This window comes from Corynebacterium sp. KPL1995 (assembly GCF_000477935.1).
Lineage (GTDB): Bacteria > Actinomycetota > Actinomycetes > Mycobacteriales > Mycobacteriaceae > Corynebacterium > Corynebacterium pseudodiphtheriticum.
Genome location: NZ_KI515715.1, coordinates 1,935,788 through 1,952,225 on the forward strand (window position 1 = coordinate 1,935,788; position 16,438 = coordinate 1,952,225).

The 16,438-nt window shown below is 56.4% G+C and carries 12 protein-coding genes; 5 read left to right on the top strand and 7 right to left on the bottom strand.

From position 1 onward, the window contains the following. Positions 1 to 31: 31 nt before the first annotated feature. From HMPREF1292_RS08575 to rpsA, 5 genes are all read right to left on the bottom strand, one after another. Positions 32 to 520: a universal stress protein gene (locus HMPREF1292_RS08575; RefSeq protein ID WP_023019545.1), complete on the bottom strand. Its 489-nt coding sequence runs from the start codon at positions 518 to 520 to the stop codon at positions 32 to 34. A gap of 21 nt (positions 521 to 541) precedes the next feature. Further along, positions 542 to 1,012, bottom strand: coding sequence for a universal stress protein (locus HMPREF1292_RS08580; protein WP_021352220.1), 471 nt, complete (start codon positions 1,010 to 1,012; stop codon positions 542 to 544). A 119-nt stretch (positions 1,013 to 1,131) separates the two neighbouring features. After that, entirely contained in the window at positions 1,132 to 3,237 is a 2,106-nt protein-coding gene (gene uvrB, locus HMPREF1292_RS08585; RefSeq protein ID WP_023019546.1) for an excinuclease ABC subunit UvrB, read from the bottom strand. A gap of 30 nt (positions 3,238 to 3,267) precedes the next feature. After that, entirely contained in the window at positions 3,268 to 3,873 is a 606-nt protein-coding gene (gene coaE, locus HMPREF1292_RS08590; RefSeq protein WP_023019547.1) for a dephospho-CoA kinase, read from the bottom strand. Between the two features lie 116 nt (positions 3,874 to 3,989). Beyond that, positions 3,990 to 5,456 carry a 30S ribosomal protein S1 gene (rpsA, locus tag HMPREF1292_RS08595; RefSeq protein ID WP_023019548.1) on the bottom strand — a complete coding sequence of 489 codons (1,467 nt, stop codon included), beginning with the start codon at positions 5,454 to 5,456 and terminating at the stop codon, positions 3,990 to 3,992. Between the two features lie 559 nt (positions 5,457 to 6,015). On the opposite strand from rpsA, the gene HMPREF1292_RS08600 reads away from it, so the two are divergent. From HMPREF1292_RS08600 to HMPREF1292_RS08620, 5 genes are all read left to right on the top strand, one after another. Further along, the gene (locus HMPREF1292_RS08600; RefSeq protein WP_023019549.1) at positions 6,016 to 7,611 is read left to right on the top strand and encodes an ABC transporter substrate-binding protein; all 1,596 of its coding nucleotides are present in this window, start codon (positions 6,016 to 6,018) and stop codon (positions 7,609 to 7,611) included. 116 nt (positions 7,612 to 7,727) lie between these two features. Further along, positions 7,728 to 8,657, top strand: a complete 930-nt coding sequence (locus HMPREF1292_RS08605; RefSeq protein ID WP_023019550.1) for an ABC transporter permease — start codon at positions 7,728 to 7,730, stop codon at positions 8,655 to 8,657. Further along, complete coding sequence (locus HMPREF1292_RS08610; protein WP_023019551.1) at positions 8,647 to 9,603, top strand: ABC transporter permease; 957 nt, start codon at positions 8,647 to 8,649, stop codon at positions 9,601 to 9,603. The genes HMPREF1292_RS08605 and HMPREF1292_RS08610 overlap by 11 nt, the downstream gene beginning before the upstream one ends. Before the next feature lie 95 nt (positions 9,604 to 9,698). After that, the gene (locus HMPREF1292_RS08615) at positions 9,699 to 11,375 is read left to right on the top strand and encodes an ABC transporter ATP-binding protein (protein WP_034646113.1); all 1,677 of its coding nucleotides are present in this window, start codon (positions 9,699 to 9,701) and stop codon (positions 11,373 to 11,375) included. Positions 11,376 to 11,416: 41 nt separating this feature from the next. Beyond that, positions 11,417 to 13,204: a siderophore-interacting protein gene (locus HMPREF1292_RS08620; RefSeq protein ID WP_023019553.1), complete on the top strand. Its 1,788-nt coding sequence runs from the start codon at positions 11,417 to 11,419 to the stop codon at positions 13,202 to 13,204. 93 nt (positions 13,205 to 13,297) lie between these two features. Here the strand turns inward: HMPREF1292_RS08620 and polA are convergent, their stop codons facing one another. Then, positions 13,298 to 15,922, bottom strand: coding sequence for a DNA polymerase I (polA, locus tag HMPREF1292_RS08625; RefSeq protein WP_023019554.1), 2,625 nt, complete (start codon positions 15,920 to 15,922; stop codon positions 13,298 to 13,300). A 100-nt stretch (positions 15,923 to 16,022) separates the two neighbouring features. Next, the gene (locus tag HMPREF1292_RS08630) at positions 16,023 to 16,394 is read right to left on the bottom strand and encodes a hypothetical protein (RefSeq protein WP_023019555.1); all 372 of its coding nucleotides are present in this window, start codon (positions 16,392 to 16,394) and stop codon (positions 16,023 to 16,025) included. Positions 16,395 to 16,438: the final 44 nt, after the last annotated feature.

Consider the following 16,438-nt stretch of genomic DNA (forward strand, 5'->3'; position numbering starts at 1 on the left):
TTCACCGGCGGTGCCTGTCTAACTGTGGTGGCTATGCCACGGTGTGCACGATAATCACGTCACAATCGGATTGTCGTGCGATATCTGCTGGCACCGAGCCCAATAACCGTCCCGTCAGGGTATTGATGCCACGGTTTCCTACCACGAGCACATCAGCATCGTGTTGGGAAACTATGCGCATTAGCGCCGCGACGGGGCTTCCAGTTTCCATGGCTGCAGCCACTGTCTGTACGCCAAGCGCTCTGGCCTCTTCACACGCTGGTTGCAATATAGAATCGGCTTGTTCTTGTCCGACTACTGGATGTTCACTTTGGCATTCTTGCTGACCGACTGTGTCTTCAGGTTCGTAGTAGGCGCACGCGATGATTAACTCGGCGTCGAAGGCTGCGGCCAAACGCGCAGCACGCCGGACCGCTAATAGTGATGACGGGGAGCCATCGCTGCCAACCACAATGGTGGAGTAATCTTCGTTGCTAGGATCGGCGGGTGGCTTCCCCATGCCGGAGGATTCAGATCTCATGATTCCCGGAGCCCTGCTCCCCTATGCTTGCGCTTCGTCTGCTTGTTCATGATGATCACTGTTGACAACCAACACGTCTACATCAAAACGCCGAGTAACCTCACTGGGTATGCTGCCGAAAACACGACCGGACAGCGTCTTTAGGCCGCGGTTGCCGATGACCACAAGGTCGGCTGCGGATTCTTCAACCACCTCCCGTAGCACTGCTACCGGGCCCCCATTAAGTGCACGTAGCTCGATGTGCCCTGCACCTTCGTCCGTAGCTACCTGTTGGGCTTCGAGCAGGATATTTTCGGCGGCATCGCGATTAATAACGGGCAGCGCATTTGCGTCGGCTTTGGCATCAATCATGAGACCATTTTTCTGGTAAAAAGCAGAAACGATGATCAGCTTGGCTTGAAATGCCCGCGCCAGACTCGCAGCTGACCGCACAGCATGCAGTGACGAGTCCGATCCGTCAGATCCAGTAACGATAGTGGAATATGCGACCACGGGGGAGTTCCTTCCGAACTTGGCAATAGTGCGATTCTAACGCCTTATCTCACACTCCACGGAAAAATCACCGGAGAATCTGGCAAATATGACGCGATTATCACCACACTGGCTGCAAGTTATATACCAGCTTCTTTCACTCCGCGCAGTTCCTTTTTCAGATCCGCGATCTCATCACGCAATCGGCCTGCCAACTCGAACTTGAGATCCCGGGCAGCAACCTTCATTTGCTTCGTCAGATCGTCGATAAGAGTTTGGATCTCGCCTTCTGCCATGGATGACACGTCTGGCTTGTCGACGAGGGCCGCATCGCCGGATTCCGAGTTATTTGCCGCTTCCCCGTCATCACCAGATTCGTAAACTTGATCCAAGATATCCGCGATCTTTTTCCGCAGTGGCTGCGGGTCGATGCCGTGTTCCTTGTTGTAGGCGATCTGCTTTTCCCGGCGGCGTTCGGTTTCTTCGATAGCGTTGTTCATTGATTCCGTGATCCGGTCGGCGTACATGATCACTTCACCTGAGACGTTACGAGCGGCACGACCAATCGTTTGAATCAGCGACGTCGTCGAACGCAGAAAGCCTTCTTTGTCTGCATCCAAAATCGCCACCAGGGAAACTTCTGGCAGGTCCAAGCCCTCACGCAACAAGTTAATGCCGACAAGCACATCGAACTCACCCAACCGTAACTGCCGCAGCAATTCCACACGTTGCAAGGTGTCAATGTCGGAGTGCAAGTAGCGCACCTTGACACCGTGTTCCAGCAAGTAATCAGTAAGGTCTTCGGCCATGCGTTTGGTCAGCGTAGTCACGAGCACGCGCTCATTCTTTGCCGTGCGCGTTTTCACCTCATCGATAAGGTCGTCGATCTGGCCTTTGGTTGGTTTCACGGTGACCTTCGGGTCCACCAGGCCCGTCGGACGAATGACCTGCTCTACGTATTCACCACCGGCCGCGGTGATTTCGTAGTCACCCGGGGTGGCAGAGAGATAGACAGTCTGGCCGACGCGTTTTTCAAATTCGTCGAAAGTCAGCGGGCGGTTATCCAGAGCGGAGGGTAAACGGAAACCGAAATCTACTAAGTTCCGTTTACGCGACATATCACCTTCGAACATGCCCCCGATCTGTGGGACGGTCACGTGTGACTCGTCGATGATCGTAAGGAAGTCTTCTGGGAAATAATCCATCAATGTTGCTGGTGCGCTGCCAGCCTCTCGCCCGTCGATATGGCGCGAATAGTTTTCGATGCCGGAGCAGAAACCGACTTGTTCGATCATTTCCAGGTCGTATTCGGTGCGCATGCGTAACCGTTGGGCTTCGAGAAGCTTGCCGCGATTTTCCAATTCTGTAAGACGCTGTTGTAGCTCCTCTTTGATGTCCGCAATGGCTTTTTCCATGCGTTCTGGCCCCGCGACGTAATGTGTGGCTGGGAAGATACGGACCTCGTCGACTTGTTCTAGGATGTCGCCGGTCAAAGGGTGGATATAGTACAGCGCGTCGATGTCGTCTCCGAAAAATTCGATTCGCACAGCGCGTTCTTCATAGGCCGGGATGATATCGACGGTATCGCCGTTGACGCGGAAGGCACCGCGGGTAAATCCGACGTCGTTGCGTTCGTATTGAATATCGACCAGTAGGCGCAGGAAGCGGTCACGCTCGACCTCGTCATCGACCTTCATGACGACGGAGCGGTCCAGGTAGGACTGTGGGGTTCCCAGACCATAAATGCACGAGACGGAAGAGACCACGACGACGTCGCGGCGTGATAGCAGCGCGGAGGTCGCGGAGTGGCGCAGGCGTTCGACGTCCTCGTTGATTGAGGAGTCTTTTTCGATATAGGTGTCCGTCTGCGCGACGTAGGCTTCGGGCTGGTAGTAGTCGTAGTACGAGACGAAGTATTCCACCGCGTTGTGCGGGAGAAGTTGGCGCAATTCGTTGGCCAGCTGCGCCGCGAGGGTTTTATTCGGCGCCATGACTAGCGTGGGACGCTGCTGTTGTTCAATCAGCCAGGCTGCGGTGGCGGATTTACCAGTACCGGTGGCGCCGAGTAAGACGACGTCGGATTCGCCTTCTTTCAGGCGCCGATCGAGTTCTTTAATTGCTGTTGGCTGGTCACCGGCCGGTTGGTACTCGGAAACGACCTCGAAGGTCTTTTTCCGGCGCTCGATTGCGCCGACTGGGCGGTGTTCGGATTCAGATAAAACAGGGTACTCAGCAGCAAAAGCCATAGTCGCCAGTCTACTCTGCTATCTCGGCTGCTAGTGCTTGGTCAACTGTTTAATCTTGTCGACGGCTTGTGCGATTTGTTGTGTTAGGTCTTCTTCAGTGCCGTTGTTGTCGAGGAGGATGTCTGCGTGTTGTTTGCGCGTTTCGTCGTCGATTTGCGCGTTGATTCGACGGCGGACATCGTCAACGTCGAGGCCACGCTTGGTAGTCAGCCGTTCGAGGCGCACGTGTTCTGCGGCGTGCACGACGATGGTTGCGTCCATGTCTTTGTGTAGGCCTTTATCGATCAGCAGGGGCATGTCGTAGATGACGGCTTCTGCCCCATTTTCGCGGGCTTCGTCGAAGAGTTCTTGTGTGCGCTGGTTGATGCGTGGATGGGTGATGTTGTTGAGTCGCTGGGTGGTTTCTTTGTTTTCGAATGCGCGTGATGCAAGCAGTCCTCGGTCGAGGGAGCCGTCGGTATTGAGGATGTCTGCGCCGAATTCTTTGGTGAGTTCGGCGAGTGCGGGTTGGCCGGGTTCGACGATTTCGCGTGCGATGAGGTCGGCGTCGACGATTGGGAATCCGTGTTCTTGCAGGCTTCGGGCGACGGTTGACTTACCGCTGCCGATCCCTCCGGTAAGTCCGATAATTTTCATAATCCCAGTGTAGAACGCAAAAACCCACTTCTCAATGCCCGGGTTGGGGCAGAAAGAAGTGGGTTCTTATGCTTTTGCGACGCTAGCTGAAAACTCCGGCTAGCTAAGCGGCTTGTTTAGTTGCCAGCCAGCTTGTCGCGCAGTGCAGCAAGCTGCTCGTCGGAAGCCAGGGAACCTGCATCCTCGGTGGTGCCTTCGGATGACGGAGCGGCATCCGATGCGCCGGACTCGGAGGAGTAGTTAGCGGCTTCGTCGCTGTTAGCAGCGGCTTCTGCTGCGGCACGGTTGCGCTCGATCTGCGCGGTGTGCAGCTGGAAGCGACGCTCGGACTCGGCGTAACGAGCTTCCCAGGCCTGACGCTGCTCGTCGAAGCCTTCTTTCCACTCGTTGGTCTCTGGGTCGAAGCCTTCTGGGAACAGGTAGTTGCCCTGCTCGTCGTAGGAGTCGGCCATGCCGTACTTGGATGGATCGAATTCCTCGGTGTAGTCCTCGTCTGCCTGTTTCAGGGACAGGGAGATGCGACGACGCTCGAGGTCGATGTCGATGACCTTGACCATGGCTTCTTCGCCAACGTTGACAACCTGGTCTGGAACCTCGACGTGGCGCTGGGCCAGCTCGGAGATGTGAACCAGGCCTTCGATGCCTTCTTCGACGCGAACGAACGCACCGAATGGAACCAGCTTGGTGACCTTGCCTGGAACGATCTGACCCACAGCGTGAGTGCGGGCGAATACGCGCCAAGGATCTTCTTGGGTTGCCTTCAGCGACAGGGAAACGCGCTCGCGGTCCAGATCAACATCCAGGACCTCAACGGTTACTTCGTCACCAACGGTGACAACCTCGGATGGGTGGTCGATGTGCTTCCAGGACAGCTCGGAAACGTGTACCAGACCGTCGACACCGCCCAGGTCCACGAAGGAACCGAAGTTGACGATGGAGGAAACGACACCCTTGCGGACCTGACCCTTTTGCAGCTGGTGCAGGAATTCGGAGCGAACCTCGGACTGGGTCTGCTCCAGGTATGCACGGCGGGACAGAACAACGTTGTTGCGGTTCTTGTCCAGCTCGATGATCTTAGCGTCAAGCTCCTGGCCAATGTATGGCTCCAGGTCGCGAACGCGACGCATTTCTACCAGGGAAGCAGGCAGGAAGCCACGCAGACCGATATCCAGAATCAGGCCGCCCTTGACAACCTCGATGACGGTACCGGTGACGTGCTGATCGCTCTCCTTGAGGTCCTCGATGGCACCCCAAGCGCGCTCGTACTGTGCGCGCTTCTTGGAAAGCAGCAGACGGCCTTCCTTGTCTTCCTTCGTCAAAACCAGGGCGTCGATCTGGTCGCCCAGCTGAACAACCTCATCTGGGTTGACGTCGTGCTTGATGGACAACTCGCGAGAAGGAATTACGCCCTCGGTCTTGTATCCGATGTCAAGCAGTACCTCGTCGTGATCGACCTTGACGACGGTACCTTCTACAATGTCACCGTCATTGAAGTACTTGATGGTCTCGTCGATCGCGGCGAGAAAATCCTCAGCAGTGCCGATGTCGTTTACGGCTACCTGAGGGGCCTTAGAAGCTGTCATATTGTTGCGTGCTCCGAAATGGATAGGAAATCGATTGTGTACATTCGCAGTCTCTCGAAGGCTTCACTTCAGACAATGAACCAAAGAACGGTTCAGCCTTTCATGTAAGCTCACGATCTCGCGCTACAAGCACGTCGAACTTCCTATCAGAGTTCACGCACTTCTAACGCATAGACATGCCCCACAAAGCATAAACCCGTTCAGTGAGCTATGCAAGCTTTTGTTCTCTATTTTCCGGTCGGAGCAGGGAAGTTTTTTAAAACCCAACCGCCAGACACAACTCTCTAACACTACTCCGGTGTTAACTACATCCCCACAGGTCAAGACACGCTTCACTAAAACCTATCACCCCAAACTTGTTCAACAATTTAGGCTTGACTAAATAACGGGTGAATCAAAACACACGAAAATTTCAGTGAGAGAACAGTCACTGCTATACTTTGCGCAATCCCGCGATCTCACCTCGGCAAAACTACTTACATGTACTTGCAGTGATATTTCAGTCGCCAATTGACGTCATCGCGTGGAGCTTTGAATTCGACACTCACAGGAGAATGTAATGAAGATGACGAAGTCCATCGGAGTGCTGGCAGCTGCCGGGCTCTCACTGACGCTGGTTGCCTGCAGCGACGATTCTGGAAGCTCCAGTGCTGGCGGCAGTACTGAAGGCGGCACCAACTACGTGCTTGCCAACCTCACAGAGCCACAAAACCCGCTGGTTCCCGGAAACACCAACGAGGCTGGCGGCGGAACCGCAATTCAGTTCCTCTATTCGGGACTGACCTACTACGACGCCGAAGGCGAGTCACACAATGACCTCGCTGAAAGCATCGACTTCGACGGCGACCGCACCTATACCGTCAAACTGAAAGATGCCAAGTGGGAAGACGGCACCCCGATTACAGCCAATGACTTCGTCGATGCTTGGAACTACACAGTCTCGGAATCGTTGCTCCAGGAGTCTTTCTTCACACCAATCAAAGGTTATGCAGAAGGCGCAGAGTCCATGGAAGGTCTGACCGTCGAAGACGACAAGACCTTCACCATTGAGCTTTCCGAGCCAACCGCTGACTTTGAGCAACGTCTCGGCTACGGCCCATTCAAACCACTGCATCCTTCAGCATTTGACGACATCGACGCCTACGGCGAAAAACCAATCGCTAATGGCCCATACAAACTCGCTGAGTGGAACCACAACGAAAACATCCTTCTCGTTCCTAATGAGGAATACGAAGGCGACCGCAAAGCACAAAACGACGGCGTCGACTTCCGCATCTACACCCAGCAGGATGCCGCCTATGCAGATCTGCTGTCCGGAAACCTGGACGTCATTGATTCCATTCCGGAATCCGCATTGTCTCAATTCGAAGACGAGCTGGGCGATCGGGCAATCTCGCAGCCATCCGCAATTTTCCAGGCATTCACAATCCCGAGCGAGCTAGAGCACTTCGAGGGCGAAGAAGGCAAACTTCGTCGTCAAGCCATCTCCCTCGCTTTTGACCGGGAAGAAATCTCCAAGACGATTTTCCGTGACACCGTTACCCCAGCCAAGGACTTCACCTCCCCAGTTATCCCTGGTTATGAAGAGGACCTAGAGGGCAATGAGGTTCTTGAATTCGATCCTGAAAAGGCGAAAGAACTCTGGGAGCAGGCCAACGATATCAGCGAGTTCAACGGCACTTTCGAAATCGCTTATAACGCCGATGGTGGCCACCAAGCGTGGGTTGATGCCCTCACCAACCAGTTGTCGAATAACCTCGAAATCGATGCGATCGGCAACCCATACCCTGATTTCAAGGGTCTGCGCGATGACATCACGAGCGGAAGCATCGACACCGCTTTCCGTTCCGGTTGGCAGGCCGACTACCCATCTTTGGGTAACTTCCTGGAACCGAATTTTGCCACCGGTGGTAGCTCAAACGACGGTAAATACTCGAGTGAAGAATTCGATGCCAAGTTGGCTGAAGCACAGCAGGCAGAAAGCGCCGAAGAAGCTACCAAGCTCTACTCGGAAGCACAGAAGATCCTCTTTAAGGACCTGCCAGCAATCCCAATGTGGTACTCCAACGCTGCGGCCGGATATTCCGAAGCTGTCGAGAACGTAGAATTCGCATGGAACCGAGTTCCAGTGTTCTACGCCATCACCAAGTCTTAAGAAAAAGCTAATGAGTGTTACAAAACACTCAGATAGGTTACACTAAGGCGACGTCAATCCGGTCAGTCCGAATGCGACTGACCGGATTTCGCCCGTTATAAGTTAAGGAAAAACCTATGTTGCATTACATAGGGCGCCGAGTCTTGCAAATGGTTCCAGTCTTTTTCGGAGCCACGTTCTTGATTTTTGCCCTCGTGTTCTTGATGCCAGGTGATCCCGTCGAAGCCCTCGGCGGCGACCGTGGTCTCAGTGATATTGCCCGGCAGCGTATCCAGGAAGAATACAACCTGGATAAGCCCTTCCTCGTGCAGTACCTGCTCTACCTCAAAGGCATTTTCACCCTTGATTTTGGCATGACTTTTTCTGGCCAGTCAGTCTCATCGCTTATGGCCAATGCCTTTCCGGTGACGATCAAACTGACAGTAATGGCTGTCGTGTTCGAAACCATTTTTGGTGTGCTGTTCGGTTTCATTGCCGGAATTCGCCGCGGCGGAATCTTCGACTCCACCGTTTTGGTGCTGTCTCTGCTGGTAATTGCGATTCCATCCTTCGTGATCGGTTTCGTGATGCAATTTTTCGTCGGTGTGAAATGGGGCTTGTTACCCGTCACGGTCGGTCGTAACGAAACCTTCCTCGAGCTGCTCATGCCCGCCATCGTGCTGGGTGCAGTATCGCTGGCCTATGTCATCCGCTTGACCCGGCAATCCGTATCGGAAAATCTCCGGGCAGATTACGTGCGCACCGCTCGCGCCAAAGGCATGTCGGGCGGCTCAGTAATGACCCGCCACGTGCTGCGGAATTCCATGATTCCCGTGGTTACCTTTATCGGCGCCGACCTCGGAATTCTGATGGGCGGTGCAATCATTACCGAAGGAATCTTCGGCATTAACGGTATTGGTGGCACTTTGTACCAGGCGATTATCCGTGGTGAACCCGCCACCGTCGTATCCATCACCACCGTGCTGGTCATCGTCTACATCATCGCCAACTTGCTGGTCGACTTGATGTACGCCGTGCTCGATCCAAGGATTCGCTATGACAAATAAGAACTACTTCCAACGCCCGCGCCTGGAACGCTACGTCGCAGACACCGATGAACAAGGCCTGGGCGCAGTCGACGCCGTGAACGACGACCGCCCGCCACGTTCCCAATGGGGCGAAGCCTGGGCTAGCCTGCGCAAACGCCCCCTATTTTGGGTCTCGGCAGTTTTGATTCTGTGCACCATCGCCTTGGCACTGTTCCCGCAGGTCTTTACCTCGACTGATCCACGCTTTTGTGAATTATCAAATTCCCTGGGTAAACCAACTTCCGGTCACCCATTTGGCTTTGACCGTCAAGGCTGCGATATTTATGCCCGCACCGTTTATGGCGCACGCGCTTCGGTGGCCGTAGGAATTCTTGCAACCGCCATGGTCATGATTATCGGTACCATCATTGGCGCAACCGCCGGCTTCTTCGGCGGCTGGGTGGACTCGGTCCTTTCTCGCTTTACCGACGTTTTCTTCGCCGTGCCACTGCTGTTGGCCGCCATCGTCGTCATGCAGATGTTCCGCGAATCACGCTCGCTATGGTCTGTGGTCCTGGTGCTGTCATTATTCGGTTGGACGAATATCGCACGTATTGCCCGTGGAAGTGTGATGAGCGTGAAAAATGAAGACTTCGTTACCGCCTCCCGCTCACTTGGTGCCTCACGCTGGACCATGCTGACCAAACACATCCTGCCAAATGCCGCGGCTCCAATCATCGTCTACGGCACCGTCGCACTCGGTGTGTTCATCGTCGCCGAAGCTACCTTGTCCTTCCTGGGTATCGGGTTACCACCAGAAGTCGTGAGCTGGGGTGGCGATATTTCTTCGGCACAAAGCTCGTTGCGTACCCGACCTGAAATTCTGTTCTACCCGGCCGGAGCACTGGTAATTACCGTGCTGAGCTTCATCCTCATGGGCGATGTCGTCCGCGACGCCCTAGACCCGAAAGCGAGGAAACGATGAGTTCTTCCGAGAAACACTCCAGTGGTGCCAAAACCGACGCAGCAAAAACCAGCGAAGCTACCTCAACTGCAGACTCACCACAGCCTTTGCTGCGCATGGACGACGTGAAGATTTCTTTCCAGTCATCGACAGGTGTCGTCGAAGCAGTCCGCGGAGTCAGCTTCGATATTTATCCGGGTGAATCCGTCGCGATCGTTGGTGAATCCGGATCAGGTAAATCCACCACCGCGATGTCGATTCTTGGTTTGCTGCCCGAAAACGGATCCGTTACTGGCGGGTCGATCATCTTCGATGGCCAGACCATCAACGAGATGAGCGAAAAGCAGATCCAGAAAATCCGCGGTTCAAAGATCGGGCTGGTCCCGCAGGATCCAATGTCCAACCTGAACCCAGTATGGAAGATCGGCACGCAAGTCGCGGAATCTCTCAAGGCGAATAACGTCGTCGGCAAATCCGAGGTGAAAAAGCGCGTCAACGAATTGCTGGCGGAAGCCGGTTTGCCTGATCCAGAATCGCGGGCGAACCAATACCCTCACGAGTTTTCTGGTGGTATGCGGCAACGTGCACTGATCGGTATTGGCTTGGCAGCGAACCCACGTTTGCTCATTGCCGACGAGCCGACCTCCGCGTTGGACGTGACCGTGCAGAAAAAGATCCTGGACCACCTGAAAACTCTGACTGATCAGCACGGCACTGCCCTGCTATTTGTTACCCACGACCTGGGGTTGGCGGCAGAGCGCGCCGAGCACCTGATCGTGATGCACCGCGGACGCATTGTAGAAGCCGGTCCTTCGCGGGAAATCCTGGAAGACCCGCACCATCCGTACACCCAGCGATTGGTTAACGCCGCACCGCTGATGGCCTCGCAGCGCACCCACACCACCGCACAGGTAGGCGTCGGCAAACAGGCTGATGAAACCGCCGCGCAGGATCACAAGCCAGCGCACGACAAAGCTGCCCCGCAGGAGATTATCCGAGTAAAAGACCTGACGAAGGAATTCCCGGTTCGCGGCAAACGCGGTGAAATGTTTAAGGCCGTTGATAACGTCTCCTTCACGCTGAACAAGGGCGAGACTTTGGCAGTCGTCGGAGAATCTGGCTCCGGTAAATCCACCGTGGCGAATATGGTGCTGAACCTGCTGGAACCAACCTCGGGCGAAATTCTGTACCAGGGCGAAAACGTGCAAAAGATGACGGCGAAAGAAATTTTCCGCTTACGCCGCAAATTGCAAGTTGTGTTCCAAAACCCGTATGGCTCGCTGGATCCGATGTATTCGGTATACAAGTCCATCGAGGAACCGCTGGTACTGCACAAGGTTGGCAACCGGAAGTCGCGTGAAAAACGAGTCGCCGAATTGCTAGATATGGTGGCCATGCCGGCGTCCGCTATGCGCCGCTACCCCAACGAGCTGTCTGGTGGTCAGCGCCAGCGCATCGCTATTGCGCGCACTCTGGCGTTGGAACCAGAAGTTATTGTGCTCGACGAAGCCGTGTCTGCTTTGGACGTCCTGGTGCAAAACCAGGTCATCGAACTGCTCAATGAGCTACAGCAGAACCTGCGTTTGTCGTACCTGTTCATTACGCACGATCTGGCAGTGGTCCGCCAGACCGCCGATAACGTTGTGGTGATGAAAAATGGGCAGATTGTGGAGCGCGGCCCGACAGAATCGCTGTTCGACGATCCGCAGCAGGACTACACCAAGGAACTCATCAACTCGGTTCCAGGTTTGTCCATCAAACTCGGTTCTGGACTGCACAAGGGCCAGGCATAACCGCGTCGTAGCTAACAGCAAAGTACGACTAAAATGGGCTTATGGCCCGCACACGTACTTCGTACCCAGCAAGCACCCGATTTCTGCAGGTGCTGCGCGTCCAGGATGTCACCGACGGCATGCGTCGGGTCACCCTGGGCGGTCCACAACTAGCAGCGCATACTGCGGACAACGGCTACGTCGTCCCAGAGTTTCGCTCAGATAATTTCGATGACTCCATCAAACTAATCCTGCCCAATTCTCCTGGAAAACAACCCGTGGGCCCATCGCAGCGCGATGGAAAATTGGATTGGCCTGCAAAATCTTCGTCGTCGCCACGCCGAACTTATACCGTGCGCCGTTTCGACAGCCAACACGGCGAGCTGGACGTAGATTTTGTTTTACACGGCTCCGGCCCCGCAACCTCGTGGGCGTCGCAAGCCCAACCCGGCGATATTCTACAAATCGCAGGCCCGAAGTCGACGTCTTCCGAACCGCAAGGCGCTGACTGGATCCTTGCCGCTGGTGATGCTACCGCGTTGCCCGCGCTGAGCCGTTGGCTAGAAGAATGGCCTGCCGGGCAGCGCGGCAAGTTTTTTATTTTGGTCGACGAGCATTCCCACCGCCAACAACTCCCCTGCCCAGATGGCGTGGAAATCACCTGGTTATTCCACAGCGATGCGCACACGCTTTTCGACGCCATCTCCACCACCGACTGGTGGGACGGCGAAGTTTTCGCCTGGGTAGCTGGCGAGTCTGCCAGTTTGAAACCGATTCGCCGGTGGCTGCAGGAGGCCAAGAGGCTACGTAAACACCAGATGCATTTTTCTGGTTATTGGAAATCCCGCACGAAGCACTACTCGACGCCACCACGCCGAGCGACAGAAACGCTGGCCAGCCCCAGCGCGCATAGCACAACGACGAACGCTGCCGAACCAGCACAATTGACGCCGCACAAGGACGGGCACGCTGGGAACGGTACGTCAACCCGCAACGCTCAGGCAGAATTTGCTGCCCTGAGTGACCTCACCGCGGCTTTCGCCATTCGCACGGCAGTAACCGTGGGACTGGGCACCACCTTGGCCACCGCCCCGCGTGATGTGCACGAGCTTGCTGCAGCCACGAACACCCAAACGGCTGGGCTGGAAAAGCTTTTGGTGTACCTGGAAACCCTGGGCTTGGTTTCCCGTGCCGCGTCTGCGCAGTGGCAGTTGACTGCTTCTGGCCGGATTCTGGCTGAAGACGCCACCGTCGAGCAGCTATCTGATAACAATCAGCGCAACCAAGCAACTTTGGCGGGGCTCGTGCACCTGCGTACCGCGCTTGTCGACGGCTACCACCCGGGAGTTGCGGCTGCGGCCGGGACATCCACGGGATTAGGCACCGCAACAGCACCAACAGACGCAATAGAGGCAACAGAAGCAACAAACACAACTAACTCAGTTATTCCGGTGACTGCGGATCTGGCACAACGCGACGATGCGGCGGCAACCGAGTATCTGCAGGATCTCTACCGCAAGCAACAACAAGCCGGGGCAGATTCGCTACGGCTTGCTTGCCAGTGCCGCCTGCCGGATTCCACTGGTGAAACCGGTTTTTCCGCACCGTCTGCTGCCTCACGTTCTGCCTCAGGTTCTGACACCGCGCAGTCTAGTGTCGCGCAGTCTAGTGCTGAGCGGTCTAGTGCCGAGAGCGCACTGGTCACCTTCGCACTGTACGGCGAGCAGCTGCGCAGCCGGGAAGAGCTGTATTATCTCTTCGGCCGCGCAGGGTTGCCAGCGCCGACCGTCGGCAAGCACGGCTCCGATCTGCCAGATGCAGGCAGCTTAGTCTTCGAGTTTCGGACCTAGAAGAAGTGGCTCACGCCCCGACCGCAATGCCGAGCAACTCGCGGTTGGCTCTCGAGCACTCCAGAATGCTGCCGGGTGCTAGCTCTAGCTAAGCTAGTGCTCGGCGGCTTGCCAGTTGGTGCCGGAACCGGTGGAAACCTCCAGCGGGACGGTCAGCGTGATGGCTTGATCCATTTCGCGTTCCACCAGCTCGCGGACCTGCTCTAGCTCGCCTTGCGCGATTTCCACGACCAACTCGTCGTGCACCTGCAGCAGCACCCGGGACCGCAGCTTCGCTTCCCGCAGTGCGTCGTCGACGCGGATCATCGCCACCTTAATGATGTCTGCGGCTGTGCCCTGAATCGGCGCATTCAACGCGGCCCGTTCGGCGTTCTCCCGGGCAACGCGGTTATCTGAGTTCAGCTCCGGCAAATAACGGCGCCGACCAAACACCGTTGCGGTAAAGCCATCATGCCGGGCCTTTTCGACGACCTCATCCAGGTACTGCTTCACCCCACCGAAGCGGGCGAAGTAGTTTTCCATGATCTTTTTTGCCTCCCCCGGTGGAATATTCAGCTGCTGCGATAGGCCATAGGCAGACAAGCCGTACACCAGGCCGTAGGACATTGCCTTAACCCGGCGGCGCAGTTCCGGGGTGACTTCTTCCACCGGGACGTCGAACACGCGCGAACCGACGTAATTGTGCAGGTCTTCGCCTTCTTGGTAGGCCTGGATTAGCCCCGGATCTCCGGATAAGTGCGCCATCACGCGCATTTCGATCTGCGAGTAGTCCGCACTCAGCAGCGTTTCAAAACCTTCACTGACCTGGAATGCGGAGCGGATTTTCCGTCCGGCCTCGGTACGCACCGGGATATTCTGCAAGTTCGGGTCTGACGAGCTCAACCGGCCAGTCGAGGCCACCGTTTGGTGGAAGCTGGTGTGAATGCGCCCATCGCCTTGCACGGTTTTGGACAAGCCTTCCAGGGTAGTCTTCATTTTCTGGTATTCGCGGTGTGCCAGCAGCCGGTCCAAAAATGGGTGCGGGTGCTTCGCCGCCAAAGCCTCGATCTCACCGGCGGCGGTGGAATAACCAGTTTTGGTTTTCTTCGTCTTCGGCAAATCTAGGGTCTCAAACAGCACGGTTTGCAACTGTTTGGGCGAATTCAAGTTCAGGTTTTCATCACCGGCCAGCTCGCGGGCGGCGTCTTGTTCTTCGCGCACCATCTCGGCGAAGGTCTCGGCTTGCTCGTCCAACACCTCACGGTCGACAGCAATACCGGTGGCTTCCATAGTTCCTAGGATCTGCACCAGCGGCAGCTCCAGGTCGCGGTACAGCTCGAAACTCTCGATCTTCAGCAGCTCGGTGGTCAAAAGCTCCGCCAGCTCGAGGATCGCCCCGGCTTTTTCCAACAGCTGCTGGGTTTCCCCCTCCCCGCCCGGCAGGGTTTTCTGCAGGTGGCGCTGGTAAACATCGGCCAGATCATAACCGCGCTGGCCTGGGCGCAGCAGATATGCGGCGATCGCGGTGTCGTGGCCGATGCCGCGCAGCTGGTAGCCGCGGCCTGCCAGCATGTGGAAGGCAGCTTTGGCCTCGTGCAAATATTTGCTGGCGCTGTCGTCGGCAAGCCACTCTGCCAGGGCTTTGTCTTCGTCGGCGGAAAGATCTTCCAGCACCACCGTGATGCCTTGCCGGTTCGTATCGACGAACGCGATCGCTGTGGCATCACCCTGCCCCGGCGCGCCGTTGCCGTCGACGAAGATGGCGACGCCTTCGGTGTGCTCGGCGAGCCAGTCGGTAAGTGTGGCTTCGTCGTGTGTGATGGCGGGCAATTCTGGGGTGTCGTCAATCTCAGTTTCAGCGCCAAATACGCCGAGTACGCGGTCGCGCAGGTTGGGGCCGAATTCGAGGTCGTCGAAATGGGCGGCCACTTGGTTGGCGTCGACGTCGCCAAAAGAAAGATCATCCGGGCTGTGCGAAAGTTGCATATCGGTGATCATTTGTGTGAGTTCACGGTTGAGGCGCACTTGTTCGATGCGTTCGCGGAAGCTGTTGCCGGCTTTGCCTTTGATGTCGTCGGCGTGTGCGATCAGCTCGTCGAGGCTGCCGTATTGTTTGATCCATTTTTGCGCGGTCTTTTCGCCCACGCCGGGGATATTAGGCAGGTTATCGGATGGGTCGCCGCGCAGGGCTGCGAAGTCCGGGTATTGCTGCGGGCTCAAGCCGTATTTTTCTTCCACGGCATCTGGGGTGAAGCGGTGCAGCTTGGATACTCCGCGCATGGGGTACAACACGGTGGTGGTGTCGTTGACCAACTGGAGGTAGTCGCGGTCGCCGGTGACGATCAGGGTTTCGTATTCGCCGGACTGTGCCCCGGCTGCGGTGGCCAGGGTGGCGAGGATGTCGTCGGCCTCGTAGTTTTCGACTGAGAGCGTGGTGATGCCGAGTGCTTCGATGACTTCGCGGATGAGTTCGACTTGGCCTTTGAATTCTTCTGGCGTGGCTGCGCGCTGGGCTTTGTAATCCGGGAATTTTTCGGTGCGGAAGGTTTTGCGCCCGACGTCGAAGGCCACTGCGATGTGGTCGGGTTTTTCATCGCCGACGATGCCGGTGAGCATGGTGAGGAATCCGTAGACCGCGTTGGTGTGCTGGCCGCCGCCGGTGGAGAAATTTTCTGCCGGGAGTGCGTAAAAAGCACGGAAGGCCATGGAGTGTCCGTCGATGAGCAAGAGGCGTTTCATGCCCTACACTTTAGCCGCCACCGGCAGCACACTACAGCCACAGCGCTAGAGCTACCATGCTCGAGCCCAAGCGCTACACCCACCGTGGCCTGCTGCCCCGTTACGCTTGACGACGTTCGAGTTCCTGCCATTCCACGTTGAGATCGGATTCTGCCACACCGCGCACCTGTTCGGCGAGGAAGCAGTACAGGTTATCGGTGCCGTCTTCAATGCCGTCAGCTACGTCTTCTCCGGCGGACGTGATCGCCAGGATGGCCCGGCGCGAATATTCCCCCGCGTGTACTAGCTGTGCTCCCCATCCGCCTTCGCCACGGTGGCCGTTGTCGTCTACAGAGAGGCTTTCTAGCCAGGCTTGGGCTAATGCGCAGGCGTTAGCGCCTTCGACGACTGCGCGCACGGTAGCTGGGGTGCCGTCGTTCCCGGGTGGTGTGCCCCAGAGCCAGTCCAGGTTCACACGGTAGGGATAAAGCATTGGGGGTTACCTTTCGCCGTATTCTTCCCTGGCATTCTAGCTCT